The organism is Antarcticimicrobium sp. (genome assembly GCF_029212575.1).
Taxonomy (GTDB): Bacteria; Pseudomonadota; Alphaproteobacteria; order Rhodobacterales; family Rhodobacteraceae; genus Antarcticimicrobium.
Genome location: NZ_JARGPK010000014.1, coordinates 88172 through 102913, shown reverse-complemented (window position 1 = coordinate 102913; position 14742 = coordinate 88172). Strand labels below are relative to the sequence as shown.

Sequence of the window (14742 nt, the reverse complement as noted above, 5' to 3'; positions counted from 1 at the left end):
CCCCCCCCCCCCCCCCCCCCCCCCCCCCCTCCCGCCCTTGATCACCCGTGCATCGCCTGCCACACCCGGTTCGGGCTCAGCGGCATGTCGATATGGGTCACGTCGCGCCCGGCCGATTGCAGCGCATCGACCACCGCGTTGACCACCGCCGGCGGCGACCCGATCGCCCCTGCCTCGCCGCAGCCCTTCACCCCCAGCGGGTTGTGGGTGCAGGGCGTGGCACAGGAATGATCGACGTTGTAGAACGGCACGTCATCGGCCCGCGGCATCGCGTAATCCATGTAGGACGCGCTCAGCAACTGGCCGTTCTCGTCATAGACCGCCCGCTCCAAAAGCGCCTGCCCGATGCCCTGGGCCAGCCCGCCATGGACCTGCCCCTCGACGATCATCGGGTTGACCACATTGCCGAAATCGTCCGCCGCCGAGAACCGCTCGATGCTGACCTTGCCGGTGTCGGGATCGACCTCCACCTCGCAGGCATAGGCCCCGGCCGGATAGGTAAAGTTCGACGGGTCATAAAACGCCGTCTCCTCCAGCCCCGGCTCGATCTCTTCCAGCGGATAGTTGTGCGGCACATAAGCGGCCAGGCAGACATCGCCCCAGGCCACCGACTTGTCGGTGCCCGCGACAGAAAACGCGCCGTCCTTCAGCTCGATATCGGCCTCCGCGGCCTCCATCAGGTGCGCCGCGATCTTCTTGGCCTTGGCGATGATCTTCTCGGTCGCCCGGAACATCGCCGAGCCCCCCACCGCGAGGGAGCGCGAGCCATAGGTGCCCATGCCCATCGGCGTGTTGGCGGTGTCGCCGTGCACGATCTCCACCATGCTCTCGTCGATGCCGATCATCTCTGCGATCACCTGCGGAAAGCTGGTCTCATGCCCCTGCCCGTGGCTGTGGCTGCCGGTCATCACCACCAGGCCGCCGGTGGCGTTGACCCGCACCGTGGCGCTCTCATAGAGCCCCGCGCGCGCGCCCAACTGGCCGACAAGGTTGCTGGGCGCGATGCCGCAGGCCTCGATGTAGCAGTTGACGCCAAGCCCGCGCAGCTTGCCCCTGGCCTCGCTCGCCTCCCGGCGCTTGGCAAAGCCCTTGAAGTCGCCCATCTCCTCCAGCTTGTCCATCGTCGCGTTGTAGTCGCCGGTGTCATATTCCACCGCCACCGGGGTGGCATAGGGAAACTCGGTGATGAAGTTCTGCCGGCGCAAGGCGATCGGATCCACGCCCAGCTCGCGCGCCGCCTTGTCGATCACCCGCTCCAGCTGATAGGTGGCCTCCGGTCGCCCGGCGCCGCGATAGGCATCGACCGGCACCGTGTTGGTGAACACTGCCTTGACGTTCACATAGATCAGCGGCGTCTTGTAATTGCCGGCCATCAGCGTGCCATGCAGCCAGGTCGGAACCGAGGGCGCGAAGGTGCTCAGATACGCCCCCATGTTTGCCATCGTATCGGTGCGCAGCGCGGTGAAATTGTTCTCCGCGTCCAGCGCCAGCTCGATCTTGGTCACGTGATCGCGCCCATGCGCATCCGAGATGAACGCCTCCGAGCGGCTGGCGGTCCATTTCACCGGCCGGTTGAGCGCTTTCGCGGCAAAGGTGCAAAACGCCTCTTCCGCGTAGTGAAAGATCTTGGTGCCGAAACCGCCGCCCACATCCGGGGCCACCACCCGCAGCTTGTGCTCGGGAATGCCCAGGACAAAGGCGCCCATCAGCAGCCGGATCACATGCGGGTTCTGGCTGGTGGTGTAAAGCGTGCTGTCATCGCTGGCGCGGTTGTAATCGCCCACCGCCACGCGCGGCTCCATCGGGTTGGCGATCAGCCGGTTGTTGACCAGCTCCAGCGTGGTCACATGCGCCGCCTTCTGGAACGCCTCCTCGACCGCGCCCTTGTTCTCCTCCACGAAGCCCCAGTCATAGCACAGGTTGGAGGTCAGATCGTCATGCACCTTCGGCGCGCCGTCGGCCAGCGCCGCCTTCATGTCCACGACCGCCGGCAGCTCCTCCAGATCGACCTCGATCGCCTCGGCGGCATCGCGCGCCTGCGCGGCGCTCTCGGCGACCACGGCGGCAATCGGATCGCCCTCGTGGCGCACCTTGCCCTGCGCCAGCACCGGGTGTGCCGGCTCCTGCATCGGCTGGCCGTGCTTGTCGGTCACCTGCCAGCCGCAGGGAATGCTGCCGACCCCCTCGAAATCCGCGCCGGTGAAAATGCGCAGCACGCCGGGCATCGCCGCGGCCGCCGTGGTGTCGATCCCGTTGATCTTCCCGTGCGCCAGGTCCGAGCGCAGGAAATGCACATAGGCCTGACCGCGCAGGTTGATGTCGTCGGTATAATTCCCGGTTCCGCTCAGGAACCGCACGTCCTCGCGCCGCTTTGGGCTGGCGCCGATCCCGTGGTCCTTCGGCATGGTCGAATTCCTCCCTTGTCACTGTGCCGGGTTGAAACCCGGCCTACGGGCCTCGCGCGGTGCTGGTCGGATGCTGTCGGGCCGCTGTGTAGGCCGGGCTTCAGCCCGGCATTCGCGTCCAATTTCCTCCGCCCGCGCAGATCCGCCGGTTACTCCGCCGCGATTGCGCTCACGTCCTGGCCGCTGGCGGCCATGATCGCCTTGACGATGTTGTGATAGCCGGTGCAGCGGCAGATGTTCCCCTCCAGGTAATCGCGGATCTCTGCCTCGCTGGGCTTGGGGTTCTCCTTGAGCAACGCCGCCGCGCTCATCACCATGCCGGGGGTGCAGAATCCACATTGCAGCCCGTGATGATCCTGAAACGCCTGCTGAATCACGTTCAGCGTGCCATCCGGCGCCGCCTGCCCCTCGATGGTCGAGACCTCGGCCCCCTCCGCCTCCAGAGCCAGCATGGTGCAGGATTTCACCGCCTTGCCGTCCACATGCACCACGCAGGCACCGCACTGGCTGGTGTCGCATCCGACATGGGTGCCGGTCAGCTCCAGTTGGTCACGCAGAAAGGACGACAACAGCGTGCGCCCCTCCACATCGCCGCTGGCCGGCTTTCCATTCACGGTCATTGAGACCTGTGTCATAAGTTCCTCCCGATTTATTTAGACGATCCGTCGCGGGCGAGTTAAGCACGGCCACCGGCGATTTGAGAAATGAATTTTTTAGGTGAAATCCGCAAATTGCGCCCTAGGCCCGGCGAGCCGATCCGGACGGCCAGGCCGCGTCGTAAGAAAATCGGGCGCAACCGCTGCGGGAAGGGGGGTGCAGAGTGATCTGCCCGACGCGACGCCTTAACTCTTCGGAAACCAGTTCCGACCGACCCCGGAGGCCCAAACTGTACAAAACGCCCCAAAAACTCCCCAATCCGCTGCGACCGCACCCATTGCGCCCGGGCAGGATTGTACGAAATGGCGGCGAAACTCTACGATCTGGCCCCGTGCCCGGCCCGGGGCTGCGGCCGGGTCGGGATCTCCTTGAGCAGCCCGCCCACCCCCATCGCGGCGATATCCTCGCCGGTGACTGCAAACCCGCAGGCCACCCGGCTCAGCACCCAATCCGCCCCGTTCAACGCAGGCGAGCGCGCGCAGCCCGGCAAACCGATCACCGGACGTCCGGATAAATCCCCAACAAACAGCAGGTTACCGGGATCAACCGGCATCCCGAACCGCTCCACGCGCCCGCCCGCGCGGCGCAGCGCCAGCGGCGCCACATCGTCGATATCCATTGTGGCCGAGCCGGTCAGCACCAGCACCATCTGCCCCCTGGCCCGCTTTATCGCCTCGGCCAGATCATCGGTGTCATGTGCCACGGAAACACACTCATCCATTTGAATTTCCAAGGCTTTCAGGCGATCCCCGATAACCCGCCGTGCCTTGTCCTCGCCCGGCCCACCCGGCACCAGCGTGACGATCAGCGAGGCCGTCTCATAGGCCGGCCGCGCCAGCCGCAACGCCCCCCGAGCGGCCTCACAGGCACGTCTAACCTGTTGTTCCGGAACGGCAAACGATATCACCTTGATGGTTGCCACCATACCGCCCGGCGCCATCTGCTGGTAATCCGGCACGGTCGCAATGGTGATCATCGGCTCGACCCGGTTGAACGCCTCCAGCGCCGCCACATCCAGCCGAACCACCCCGGCCCCTTCGGCAACCACATTCACCCGCCCGGTGAACGGCGCGGTCAGACGCAGCCCAACCGCCCGCGGGTCGGGCACCAGCGCCTCGGCAAGTTGCCCGGCCGCGCTGCTCTCATGCAGGTCGCCGGGATCGAGCCGGGCCACGATGACCTCATCCACCCCGCCGTCGCGGAGTTGTCGCAAATGCTCAGCTTCGAGCCTCAACCCCTTTCTAAGCCTTACTTTTTCCAATTTTATGGAATGGGCCAAAAGGGCGCCTACAGCCTCTGACACCGGGATCGGACCGAACCTCATCCGGCGCGCCCGCGTAGCACCGCCGTCATCTGCGCCAGGATCGACACCGCGATCTCCGCCGGTCCCGCCGCCCCGATATCGAGGCCGACGGGCCCATGAATCCGCCCGATCTCCGCCTCGGTGAACCCCTCCGCCGTCATCCGCTCCACCCGCTTGGCATGAGTCCGGGTCGAGCCCAGCGCGCCGATGTAGAAACACGCCGCCCGCAACCCCGCCTCCAGCGCCGGGTCGTCCAGTTTCGGATCATGGGTCAACAGAACCAGCGCCGTCCGCGCGTCCAGCCCCAGGTGGGCAACGGCCTCGTCCGGCCAGTCGTGCATCAGGGTCACATCGGGGAACCGCGCCGGCGAGGCAAAGGTTTCGCGCGGGTCGATGACAGTGGCATCATAGCCCGCGATCCGCGCCATAGGCACCAGCGCCTGGGCGATGTGCACGGCGCCCACCACGATCAGGCGCAGCGGGGGATTATGAATGGAAACAAAGGTTTGCCCGTCATCCTCAAAGCCGGAGCGATCCATCCGCATGCGTTCGGGATAGGCCTCGTGCAGCAGTCGCCGAACCCCGTCCGCGAGGTTCACCTCATAGGCCACCGCCTGCCGTTCGGCGCGCGCCGCCACCAGGTCGGCCAGCAGGCCCTCGGGCATGGCCGCGCCCACCGGCTCGACCAGCACCCGGATGGTGCCGCCGCAGGCCAGCCCGACGGCAAAGGCGTCGCCGTCGCTGACCCCGAACTCAAGAATCCTGTGTTCGCCCGCCTCCATCGCCTCCTGCGCCTCGACGATCACCGCCCCCTCGACACAGCCGCCGGAGACCGACCCGGCGATCTCTCCATCGCCTGAGATCGCCAGTTGCGCCCCCACCCGGCGCGGCGCGCTGCCCCAGGTCTCGACCACGGTGGCCAGCGCCGCACCGCGACCGGCGCCGTGCCAGGCAAGGGCTGTCTCGGGGATGGTATCGAAGGGTTCGGTCATGATCGCTCCGTTATGCGGACCTGGAAACAATTGTTGCGCGACGAGCGCACGTCAACATAGGCGATGCGCCGGTCTTCCAGCAAGCTTGCCGCATAGGCGGACAGTTGATCGACGGGCACCACCTTGCCGGAGCCATAGACGATGCGATCATCGGCGCCGTAGCCCTTGAGCAGATAATCGGGCGCGGTGGTCAGGATCTCCGGCACGCCCTCGCCGTGCCAGGGGCCGCAATCCTCGCCGCACAGAAAGATCGGCCCGGTCTCGGCATAGGGCTGCGGCGCCGGAAAGGGGCGCGCGGCAAGGATCAGCATCGGCGCGCCCTCGGGGATATGGCGCAGGCAATGGCGGCAGGGATTGGCGGTTCCCTCGGCCACCGAAGGTTCGGCCGGAGCACCATAGACGTCGGGGCCACCGGCGCGCACGCGGGCAACGAAATCGCTGTCATAGGGGTGAAAGTGAAGGGTCATCGCCGGGTCTCCTCTGGGGGTCGAATGCCAGAGGGATAGGCCGCGCACCGGGGTCGGGGCGACCCGGTTCCTGCGATATCATCCTTTCGAAGAACTAGCCCCCCCGAAACGGGGGCAAAAGCGGCCCGGCAGGAACACGGGAACCGGGCCGCTTGCGCGTGGCCGCAAGCGGCGACCACGACCCGGGGCCCGCGAAGGCCCCGGAACTCTGACTTTACTCGGCGGGCTGCTGTGCCGCGCCGCCGGGTTGACCCGCCAGGCGATCCGGCAGGGCAAAGGCGAGCACGACGAAGCCCAGCCCCAGCACGAGGCCCAAGATATCCCCCGGCAGGGCGGTGAGGCCGTCGAACTTCGACCCCGGCACGGTGCCCAGGGTCACCTTGCCCCCTGCAAAGCTGTCGAGCAGCCCCGACGCCTTCCACGACGGGTAGGTCACCATGTAGGCCGCCGCCCCCAGCAACCCGCCGGCGATGAAGAACAGCGCGTCCTTGCGGCCCGACCCGGCCGCGACGACGCCGGTGCCGGGGCAGAAGCCCGCCAGCGCCCAGCCCGCGCCCAGCATCAACCCGCCGAGGAAGACGCCTATATAGGCCGCCTTGACCGACATGTGGCCGACATCGACAAGGCCCAGAATCTGGCCGCCGAACATCAGCACCGAGCCGACACCAATGGCCAGCAGGATGGTCTTGGCCAGGGCAAGGTTGGTCAGGTTCAGCATCCGCCCGATGATCGTCGGGTTGGTGGCGCCAACCCGGTCGAGCACGAAGCCGAAGGCAAGACCGATGACGATTGCGAGAATGATCGAGGTCATGGATCAGGCCTCCTTCCGATAAAGCATCATGGCCACCGGCACCGCCGCCGCGAAGGCGCCCAGAGCAAAGATGTAGCCCGAGAGCGAGGTCTGCATCATCCCCGACATCATGTGCCCGGAGGTACAGCCGCCGGCCAGCCGCGCGCCGTAGAGCACGATGAACCCGCCGATGAAGACCGCGATGTTGCGCTTGGCCGCGCTATCGCCGAAATTCGCCCGCCAGAGCGCCGGCATGGTCTTTTCGGCCTGATCCAGCCCGCCGCGCATCTTTACCGAGACGAAGCCGCCGACCACCATCGCGAGGACGAAGATGAAGCTGTAGTTCAGGGGGTTGGCGACCGACTTGGCATATTTGCCGCCCGACTTGGCCAGGTAGGCGTTGGTCGAGGTGTAGCCGTCATCGGTCTGCGTCACCAGATCGGGGTTCGCCAGATCCGCGACGATCCCGTCGAGGATGACGAACTGGGTCGAGACACCGATCGGCTTGACCAGCAGGACTGCGGCGAAGAACACCAGTCCCAGCAGCAAGCCGCCGATTTTCCAGTTCAGCGTCATGTTGATTCCTTTCGCAAAATGCTTTCTGCGGCCAGAATAGGTTTCATATTCCGTTTTCGGAATGATTCAGATCAAGGTGAACGAGACGGGAGAGGAAAGCTAAAGCAGCGCCATCAGCCGGGCCTTGTCGCCCGGGTCGTCGCGGCGCGACAGCGCCTCGGCCAGGTCCTCCAGCGCGGCGATGTTATGGCCGGCGCGAAAGCTGTCCACATGGGGCAGCATGGCGGCGATCCCCTGCGCCTTGGGCGCGAAGCCGTCCCAGCGCAACAGCGGGTTGAGCCAGATCAGCTGCCGCGCGGAAAGGTGCAGCCGCTCCATCTCGCGCGCCAGTTGCTCGGGGTCGTCGCGGTCGAGCCCGTCGGTGATCAGCAGCACAACGGCCCCCTGCCCCATCACCCGGCGCGACCAGTCGCGGTTGAAGGCATGCAGGCAGTCGCCGATGCGCGTGCCGCCCTCCCAGTCCTGCGCCTCGGCCCCGGCGGCGGCGAGGGCGGCATCGACATCGCGCTGGCGCAGATGGCGGGTGATATTGGTCAGCCGGGTGCCGAAGGTGAAGGCATGGACCTTTGCCCAGCCCTGTCCCTTCGCATTCGCCACCGCGTGCAGGAAATGCAGCACCATGCGGCTGTACTGGCTCATCGAGCCGGAAATGTCGCAAAGCACCACCAGATTGGGCCAGCGCGGGCGCGGTTCGACCCGGTACAGGCGGCCCATCTCGCCGCCGCGGCGCATCGCCTCGCGCAAGCTGCGGCGCAGGTCATAGCGATGGCCGCTGTGGCTGGCCTGCGCCCGGCGCGAGGCGATCGGTTTCACCGGCAGGGTCAGGCGGGCCAGCATGCGCCGGGCGCGGGCGATCTCATCGGTGCTCATCTGTTCGAAATCGAGGCTGCGCAGCCGCTCCTCGCCCGACATGGTGCGCGAGGCGTCGATCTCGATTTGGACCTCATCCTCGCCCCGCGGGTTTTCCATCTCAGGCAGATCGCCCTGTGCGCCATCCAGCAGCGCCTCGGCGGCACGTTTTTCAGCCGCCTGGGCCGCACGCTCTTCCTGCACGCCGCGCACGGCGGGCAGCATCATCGCCATCATGTGCTCCATGAAGCGCGGATCGCGCCAGTAGAGGCGGAACACCTGGGCAAACACCGTGGCCTGTTCCGGGCGCGAGACGAAACAGGCGCGCAGGGTATAGAAGAAATCGGATTTCGAGGTGAACCCTGCCGCCTCGACCGCGCGGACCGCGTCGATCACCCGCCCCGTCCCGATCGGCAACCCGGCCTTGCGCAGGGCGCGGGCGAACCACAGGATGTTGTCGCTGAGCTTGCCGTCCTCGGGGATGTCGAGGGGGGCATATTCAGGCATGGTGCCCCCGCGCTGATCGCAGCAGCGGGGGTTTTGCACCCCCGCACCCCCGCAGAGTATTTCGAGCCAGAAAAAGCGCCATCGGCGTCACGCCGGCGCCAGTTCGGCGCGCACCTCGTCGAGGAGGCGTTTGGCCTCGCCGCCCTGGATGCGCTGGATGTCGTCCTGGTATTTCAGGATCGCGCCCAGGGTATCGGCGATCACCTGCGGGCTGAGCGTGATCACGTCGAGCGCCAGCAGGCACTTGGCCCAATCGATGGTCTCGGCCACGCCCGGTTTCTTGAACAGGTCCTCGGTCCTGAGTTTCTGAACGAAGGCCACCACCTCGCGGCTGAGGGTTTCGGTGGCCTCGGGGGCACGGGCGTGCAGGATCTCGATCTCGCGGGTGAAATCCGGGTAATCGACCCAGTGATAGAGGCAGCGGCGCTTGAGCGCGTCGTGCACCTCGCGCGTGCGGTTGGAGGTGAGGATGACGATCGGGGCCTCGGGGGCGGCGATGGTGCCAAGCTCGGGGATGGTCACCTGGTAGTCGCTGAGCGCCTCGAGCAGGAAGGCCTCGAAGGGTTCGTCGGTACGGTCGATCTCGTCGATCAGCAGCACCGGCGCGCCATGCTCGTCGGGGCGCATCGCCTGCAGCAAGGGGCGTTCGACAAGGTAATCGGGGCCGAACAGCTCGCGCCGCAACAGGTCGCGGTCGGCGTTGCCCTCGGCCTCGGCGGTGCGGATCGCGATCATCTGGGCGGGAAAGTTCCATTCGTAGACGGCGCTGGCGGCGTCCAGCCCCTCGTAGCATTGCAGCCGGATCAGCCGGCGGTTCAGCGCGGCGGCCAGCGCCTTGGCGATCTCGGTCTTGCCGGTGCCGGCCTCTCCCTCGAGAAACAGCGGCCGGCCCAGTTTCAGCGCCAGAAAGGCGACGGTGCCCAGCGCCCGGCCACAGACATAGTCCTGCCCGGCCAGTTGCGCCTGCACCTCGTCGATGGATTGCGGTTTCTGCATGCGGGTCCTCCCTCATGCCGAGGAGGGCATGAGACGGCGCCAGCGTCAAGCCGTTGACCGCAAGCGAGACCCTCCGCGCGATGTTGACGGGCCACGCGCAAGCTGCGATGATTCGCGCAACAAGATGCGGGCGCAGCACAGGCGCCTGCCGGGGCAGACGGAAACCATCGGCGGCACGATCACCCGCCGGGCTGAGGAGGCAACATGCGGATCACCGCGGTGACCTGCGTGAAGAACGAGGGGCCCTTCCTGCTGGAATGGATCGCCTTCAACCGGCTGATCGGGGTCACCGACCACCTGTTCTATTCCAACGATTGCGACGACGGCACCGACCGGCTGCTGGATGCGCTGGCCGCGCGCGGTGTCGTGCGGCACCTGCCGAACCCGGCCAAGGGGCGCAACTACCAGATGGAGGCGCTGAAGCACGCCGCCCACCAGCAGGTGGTGAAACAGGCCGACTGGGTCTGGATCGCCGACGTGGACGAGTTCCTGAACATCCATGTCGGGGATCACAGCATTCCCGCGCTGATCGCGGCCTGCCATGATCCGCAGGCGATCTCGGTCAGTTTCCAGTTCTTCGCCAACGGTGGGATCGAGACCTTTGAGGATGTGCCGGTGATCGCCCAGTTCACCCGCAGTCACGATCCGGACATCTGGTGCGGCGACTTGGCATGTGAAGTCAAGTCGCTGGTGCGCAAGGATTTTCCCTTGCAATACTTTGGCGCGCATCGCCCCTTTTTCAAACGCGGTCTGGCGCGCGACCGGCGCCCGCAATGGACCGACGGATCGGGGCGCCCGGTGCCCTACAGGTTCCTGGTTGCGGCCAATCCTGACCGCCTCCGCAAGTTTCCCGCCAGGGGTGCACGCGATTTCGCCACCCTGAACCACTACGCGCTGCGCTCGCTCGACAGCTATCTGGTCAAGAACGATCGCGGCGACGTCAACCGCGAGCATCGCGCCTTTGACGATACCTACTGGCGCGAGCGCAACGACCCGGCCTGGCGGGACGAGAGCATCCACCGCTATCTCCCGGCGCTGAACGCGGCGCTGGCGGAGCTGAAATCCGACCCCGGGATCGGCGCGCTGCACGCCGAGGCGGTTCAGCTTCACCGGGCCAAACGCGATGTCCTGCTGCAACAGCCCACCTATCGCCAGATGCGCGACCAGTTGCGCGCGGCCCCGGTGCTGCCGCCGCAGGAGGCCGCGATGCTGGACCGGCTGGGGATCGGCTGATGCGGATATACCTGCATATCGGCCCGCAATACATGGGCGCCCACCGGCTGCACCAGATTCTGGACGCCAGGCGCGCGCAGCTCAGGGGCAAGGGCATCCTGTTCCCTCGCTCCCCGGGTTCCCGGAACCACACCCGGCTGTTCATGGCGGTGAGCGATCCCGATCATATCGACCCGCTGCGGTTCAATCGCGGTTTCATCGCGCCGGACAAGCAGGAGAAGCTGCGCGCGATGCTGGGCCGGACCCTGGCCGAGGATATCGAGAAGACACGGCCCCAGACGCTGATCCTTGCCGCCGAGCAACTGGGCAGCGCGCTGCACCGCCAGTCGGAACTGGAGCGGCTCAAGGCGCTGCTGACCCCGTTGTCGGAAGATATCCGCATCGTCGCCCATGTCGACGAGCCGGGTCGCGCGCTGACCCGTGCCTATGCCGGGCAGGTGATGGAGGGGCGCGCGGCCCCCTTGAGCCGTGAGTTGGAGCAGGCCCGTGCGGGCGGCAGTTGGTGGGAGGACAGCCTTGCCGCCGCGCCAAGGGTCGATCCCGCCGGCGGGCAGTTCCTGGAAACCCAGGCGCCGCCCTTCTGGCTGGATTATGCCGCCCTTGTGCGGTTCTGGGAGGACGTGTTCGGGCCCGGATCGGTCACGCTGCGCCCCTACGATCCGGCGCGGTTGCACGGGGCGGACGCGGTCGACGAAGTGCGCGCCGCCTTCGATATCGCGCCTGCCCTGGGCAAGGTCGAGCCGGTCGATGTTCCCGCCGGGCCCTCTGCGGCGGCGCTGGCCCGCGCCCGGCAGCTCAATACCTTGCTGCTCAAACTTCTGGAGGATCGCAAACGCATCCTGCCGCGCCCGGTCTGGCGCGGCTTCCTCGACGAGATCGCCATCGTCGGCGCGCCGCTCGCCCCCGGTGCGCTGGCACCGGTTTCGGCCCGCTTCGCCGAGGATGGTGCCGTCCTAATCAAGGCACATCCAGCGCTGAGCCCGGACACCTTACGCCCCGATCCCGCCCTGCCCGACTGGCAGGAGGCAGACACGGAACGCGGCTATCGCGCCTCGCATTATTTGCTGGCCTTCCTGCCCCGGATCGACAAGCTGTCGAAGGAGGAGCGCGAGGGGAAACACGCGGATCTGGCGCAGGTGAACGGGCATGCGCCGGGACAGGGCGGAAAAATGGACAGCGGCGGGATGAGCGAGACCGCGCGCAGGCTTCTGCCCCCCGCAGCGGTCGAGAAGTTCCATCACCTGAAAACCTCGGCCTATGCGCCGCACAACCGGCTGGGCGCGGTCAACGAGGAGGACCTGGCCGCCGCCTTTGCCCCTGCTCGGAAAAGAACCCTGGCCGAGGGGTCCTCTGGCAATGTCATCGTCGGCTGCATGAAGAACGAGGCGCCCTATATCGTCGAATGGGTGGCCTATCACCGGGCCATCGGCATCGACAATTTCCTGATCTACACCAACGATTGCACCGACGGCACCGACGAGATCCTGCGCCGGCTGCAGAAGATGGGCGTGGTCGAGCACCGCAACAACAACGACTGGCGCGGCCAGTCGCCCCAGCAGCACGCGCTGAACATGTCGCTGAAGGAGCCGGTGGTGCGCAACGCCGAGTGGTTGCTGCATATCGACGTGGACGAGTTCGTGAACGTGCGCTGCGGCAACGGCACCCTGCAGGATTTCTTCGACCGGGTGCCGCAGGCCACCAACGTGGCGATGACATGGCGGCTGTTCGGCCATAGCGGGGTGCGCCGGATCGAGGATGATTTCGTCATCGGTCAGTTCGACCGCTGCGCGCCGGCATATTGCCCCAAGCCGCACACGGTCTGGGGATTCAAGACGATGTTCCGCAACATCGGCGCCTACCAGAAGATGAGCTGCCACCGCCCCAACAAGCTTTTGGAGGACCAGCGCGACAAGGTGCTTTGGGTCAACGGATCGGGACAGGACATGACCAAGGAGGCGATCGACAACGGCTGGCGCAGTTCGAAAGGCTCGGTCGGGTACGACCTGTTGCAACTCAATCATTACGCGCTGCGCTCGGCCGACAGTTTCCTGATCAAGCGCCAGCGCGGGCGCGCCCTGCACGTGGACCGGTCGATCGGGCTGAACTACTGGATCCGGATGGACTGGGACGACGCCCGCGACGTTACGATCCAGCGCAACCTGCCGCGCCTGCGGCAGGAGTATGATCGGCTGATGGCCGACGACCGGCTGCGCACCCTGCACGAAAAGGGGCTGGCCTGGCATCACGCCAAGGCGGCCGAATTGCACGCGACGCCCGAATTCGAGGATCTCTATCGCCAGGCGCTGGAGATCCGCCTGACCGGAACCGAGCGCGCCGCCTATGCGCTGGCGCTCGACCTGGAAAGCTGAGCGGCGCGATGCCCAGCCCCCCGCAACGCATCCTGGCCGTGTTGACGGTGCGCAACGAGGGGGCCTTTCTGCTGGAGTGGCTGGCCCATCACCGCGCCGCGGGTTTCACCGATTTTCTGGTGCTCTCCAACGACTGCCAGGACGGCACCGACACAATGCTCGACCGGCTGGAGCAAATGGGCTGGCTGGTGCACCTGCGTAATGATGGCCCCTATGACAAAGGCGGCATCCAGTTCACCGGGCTGAAGCTGGCCGACAAGCACAAACGGGTGAAAAAGGCCGACTGGATCATGACTCTGGACATCGACGAGTTCGTCAATGTCCATGTCGGGGACAGCACGCTTTCCGCGCTGATCGAGGCGCTGCCGAAGGCCACGGCGATCACCCTGACCTGGCGATTGTTTGGAAATGCCGGGATCGTGCGTTACCGTGACAGCCCGGTGACCGAAAGCTTCACCCGCTGCGCGCCTGTGGTGATGTACTGGCCCTGGCGGGCGGCGATGTTCAAGACGCTTTATCGCAACGACGGCACCTACCGGAAGCTCGGCGTGCATCGCCCGCGCGCGCCCGACAAGGAAAAGCTTGGCCAGGCGCAGTGGTACGATGGCGAGGGCCGCAAGCTGGAGGACCAGTTCAAGCAGACCCGCGTGTTCAACACCTACGGCCGGTCGAACTATGCGCTGGCGCAGCTCAACCATTATGCGCTCGGGTCAATGGAAAGCTTCATCCTCAAGGCCGACCGGGGCCGCGCGGTGCATGCCGACCACATGCTCGACGTCGATTACTGGGTGGAGCGGAACTTCAACACGGACAGCGACACCAGTATCCAGCACGTTGCGCCGCGCAGCAGGCCGCTGCGCGAAGAGCTGCTCGCCGACGCCGAGCTTGGCCGGCTGCACGCCGAGGCGGTCGCCTGGCGCAAGGCGCGGTTCCTGGCCCTGATGGAACAGGAACCCTACCGCGCCCTGTTTGCTCGGCTGCTGATGACGCCCCCGTCGCGGCCGATCTCGCTGAACTCGGCCCGCACCCTGGCCGGGTTCGCCAATGTGGGGCGGATCAAAGGGGCGTAGGGGCACGGGCCTGGTGGCCCTTCTCGGCAGACCGCATATTCACATTCCGGTCCCGGCGAAATATGCCGTGCACAGAATGCGAAACCATTTGGAAATCCGAACATGTCTCTTGCCGTCACCGCGCTTTACGCCGGCCTTCTGGGCCTTTTCTACGTCGCGCTCAGCCTCTGGGTCGTCAAGGTCCGGGTGAAGCAGAAGGTCGCCAGCGGCGACAAGGGCGATCCGGTGATGCAGAACGCCATGCGCACCCATGCCAATTTCGCCGAATATGTTCCGATGGGTCTGCTCCTGATCGGGCTGGGCGAGGCCCAGGGCATGCCCGCCGTGGCGACCCACACGCTGGGCGCCGCGTTGCTGGTGGCGCGGGTGATGCATGGCATCGGCATGGGTCGCCTGCCCCATACCCCGGCCCTGCGCGGCGGCGGCGCGACGCTGACCTTTCTCGTGCTTCTGGTTGCGGCGATTGCCAATATCGGCCACGCCGTGTTGTGAGGCCCGTCGGACCAAGCGCGCCGGTCACATAACAGC

The 14742-nt window shown here is 66.4% G+C and carries 13 protein-coding genes; 4 read left to right on the top strand and 9 right to left on the bottom strand.

Annotated elements, in window-relative coordinates:
- Positions 1 to 41: 41 nt before the first annotated feature.
- The 9 genes from P1U75_RS02765 to P1U75_RS02725 all read right to left on the bottom strand — a co-directional run bounded on the left by P1U75_RS02765 (position 42) and on the right by P1U75_RS02725 (position 9542).
- Positions 42 to 2405 carry a xanthine dehydrogenase family protein molybdopterin-binding subunit gene (locus P1U75_RS02765; protein ID WP_300239520.1) on the bottom strand — a complete coding sequence of 788 codons (2364 nt, stop codon included), beginning with the start codon at positions 2403 to 2405 and terminating at the stop codon, positions 42 to 44.
- A 149-nt stretch (positions 2406 to 2554) separates the two neighbouring features.
- A complete protein-coding gene (locus P1U75_RS02760) occupies positions 2555 to 3040 on the bottom strand; it encodes a (2Fe-2S)-binding protein (RefSeq protein ID WP_300239518.1) in 486 nt (161 codons plus the stop codon).
- 338 nt (positions 3041 to 3378) lie between these two features.
- Positions 3379 to 4386: a molybdopterin-binding protein gene (locus P1U75_RS02755; RefSeq protein WP_300239515.1), complete on the bottom strand. Its 1008-nt coding sequence runs from the start codon at positions 4384 to 4386 to the stop codon at positions 3379 to 3381.
- Positions 4383 to 5357 carry an XdhC family protein gene (locus tag P1U75_RS02750; RefSeq protein WP_300239512.1) on the bottom strand — a complete coding sequence of 325 codons (975 nt, stop codon included), beginning with the start codon at positions 5355 to 5357 and terminating at the stop codon, positions 4383 to 4385. The genes P1U75_RS02755 and P1U75_RS02750 overlap by 4 nt, the downstream gene beginning before the upstream one ends.
- Positions 5354 to 5824 carry a DUF1203 domain-containing protein gene (locus P1U75_RS02745; RefSeq protein WP_300239510.1) on the bottom strand — a complete coding sequence of 157 codons (471 nt, stop codon included), beginning with the start codon at positions 5822 to 5824 and terminating at the stop codon, positions 5354 to 5356. The genes P1U75_RS02750 and P1U75_RS02745 overlap by 4 nt, the downstream gene beginning before the upstream one ends.
- Positions 5825 to 6038: 214 nt before the next feature.
- Positions 6039 to 6635, bottom strand: a complete 597-nt coding sequence (locus P1U75_RS02740) for a DUF6691 family protein (protein WP_300239507.1) — start codon at positions 6633 to 6635, stop codon at positions 6039 to 6041.
- 3 nt (positions 6636 to 6638) lie between these two features.
- Positions 6639 to 7196, bottom strand: a complete 558-nt coding sequence (locus P1U75_RS02735) for a YeeE/YedE thiosulfate transporter family protein (protein WP_366914938.1) — start codon at positions 7194 to 7196, stop codon at positions 6639 to 6641.
- A 93-nt stretch (positions 7197 to 7289) separates the two neighbouring features.
- On the bottom strand, positions 7290 to 8546 hold the full coding sequence (locus tag P1U75_RS02730; RefSeq protein ID WP_300239503.1) for a VWA domain-containing protein: 1257 nt from the start codon (positions 8544 to 8546) through the stop codon (positions 7290 to 7292).
- A gap of 87 nt (positions 8547 to 8633) precedes the next feature.
- Positions 8634 to 9542: a MoxR family ATPase gene (locus P1U75_RS02725; protein ID WP_300239501.1), complete on the bottom strand. Its 909-nt coding sequence runs from the start codon at positions 9540 to 9542 to the stop codon at positions 8634 to 8636.
- A gap of 204 nt (positions 9543 to 9746) precedes the next feature.
- Between P1U75_RS02725 and P1U75_RS02720 the strand changes: the two genes are divergently transcribed.
- The 4 genes from P1U75_RS02720 (at position 9747) to P1U75_RS02705 (ending at position 14706) form a co-directional block, all read left to right on the top strand.
- The gene (locus tag P1U75_RS02720) at positions 9747 to 10775 is read left to right on the top strand and encodes a glycosyltransferase family 2 protein (protein ID WP_300239499.1); all 1029 of its coding nucleotides are present in this window, start codon (positions 9747 to 9749) and stop codon (positions 10773 to 10775) included.
- Positions 10775 to 13144: a glycosyltransferase family 2 protein gene (locus P1U75_RS02715; RefSeq protein ID WP_300239495.1), complete on the top strand. Its 2370-nt coding sequence runs from the start codon at positions 10775 to 10777 to the stop codon at positions 13142 to 13144. Before P1U75_RS02720 ends, P1U75_RS02715 begins: the two co-directional genes overlap by 1 nt.
- Positions 13145 to 13152: 8 nt before the next feature.
- Positions 13153 to 14214: a glycosyltransferase family 2 protein gene (locus P1U75_RS02710; RefSeq protein WP_300239493.1), complete on the top strand. Its 1062-nt coding sequence runs from the start codon at positions 13153 to 13155 to the stop codon at positions 14212 to 14214.
- A 102-nt stretch (positions 14215 to 14316) separates the two neighbouring features.
- Complete coding sequence (locus P1U75_RS02705) at positions 14317 to 14706, top strand: MAPEG family protein (RefSeq protein ID WP_300239491.1); 390 nt, start codon at positions 14317 to 14319, stop codon at positions 14704 to 14706.
- Positions 14707 to 14742: the final 36 nt, after the last annotated feature.

Excerpts from the sequence above, each read along its gene's own strand:
- P1U75_RS02710 (WP_300239493.1), top strand. The coding sequence starts at position 13,153 with ATGCCCAGCCCCCCGCAACGCATCCTGGCCGTGTTGACGGTGCGCAAC.
- P1U75_RS02750 (WP_300239512.1), bottom strand. The coding sequence starts at position 5,357 with ATGACCGAACCCTTCGATACCATCCCCGAGACAGCCCTTGCCTGGCAC.
- P1U75_RS02720 (WP_300239499.1), top strand. The coding sequence starts at position 9,747 with ATGCGGATCACCGCGGTGACCTGCGTGAAGAACGAGGGGCCCTTCCTG.
- P1U75_RS02725 (WP_300239501.1), bottom strand. The coding sequence starts at position 9,542 with ATGCAGAAACCGCAATCCATCGACGAGGTGCAGGCGCAACTGGCCGGG.
- P1U75_RS02760 (WP_300239518.1), bottom strand. The coding sequence starts at position 3,040 with ATGACACAGGTCTCAATGACCGTGAATGGAAAGCCGGCCAGCGGCGAT.
- P1U75_RS02765 (WP_300239520.1), bottom strand. The coding sequence starts at position 2,405 with ATGCCGAAGGACCACGGGATCGGCGCCAGCCCAAAGCGGCGCGAGGAC.
- P1U75_RS02745 (WP_300239510.1), bottom strand. The coding sequence starts at position 5,824 with ATGACCCTTCACTTTCACCCCTATGACAGCGATTTCGTTGCCCGCGTG.
- P1U75_RS02730 (WP_300239503.1), bottom strand. The coding sequence starts at position 8,546 with ATGCCTGAATATGCCCCCCTCGACATCCCCGAGGACGGCAAGCTCAGC.
- P1U75_RS02715 (WP_300239495.1), top strand. The coding sequence starts at position 10,775 with ATGCGGATATACCTGCATATCGGCCCGCAATACATGGGCGCCCACCGG.
- P1U75_RS02740 (WP_300239507.1), bottom strand. The coding sequence starts at position 6,635 with ATGACCTCGATCATTCTCGCAATCGTCATCGGTCTTGCCTTCGGCTTC.
- P1U75_RS02755 (WP_300239515.1), bottom strand. The coding sequence starts at position 4,386 with ATGAGGTTCGGTCCGATCCCGGTGTCAGAGGCTGTAGGCGCCCTTTTG.
- P1U75_RS02705 (WP_300239491.1), top strand. The coding sequence starts at position 14,317 with ATGTCTCTTGCCGTCACCGCGCTTTACGCCGGCCTTCTGGGCCTTTTC.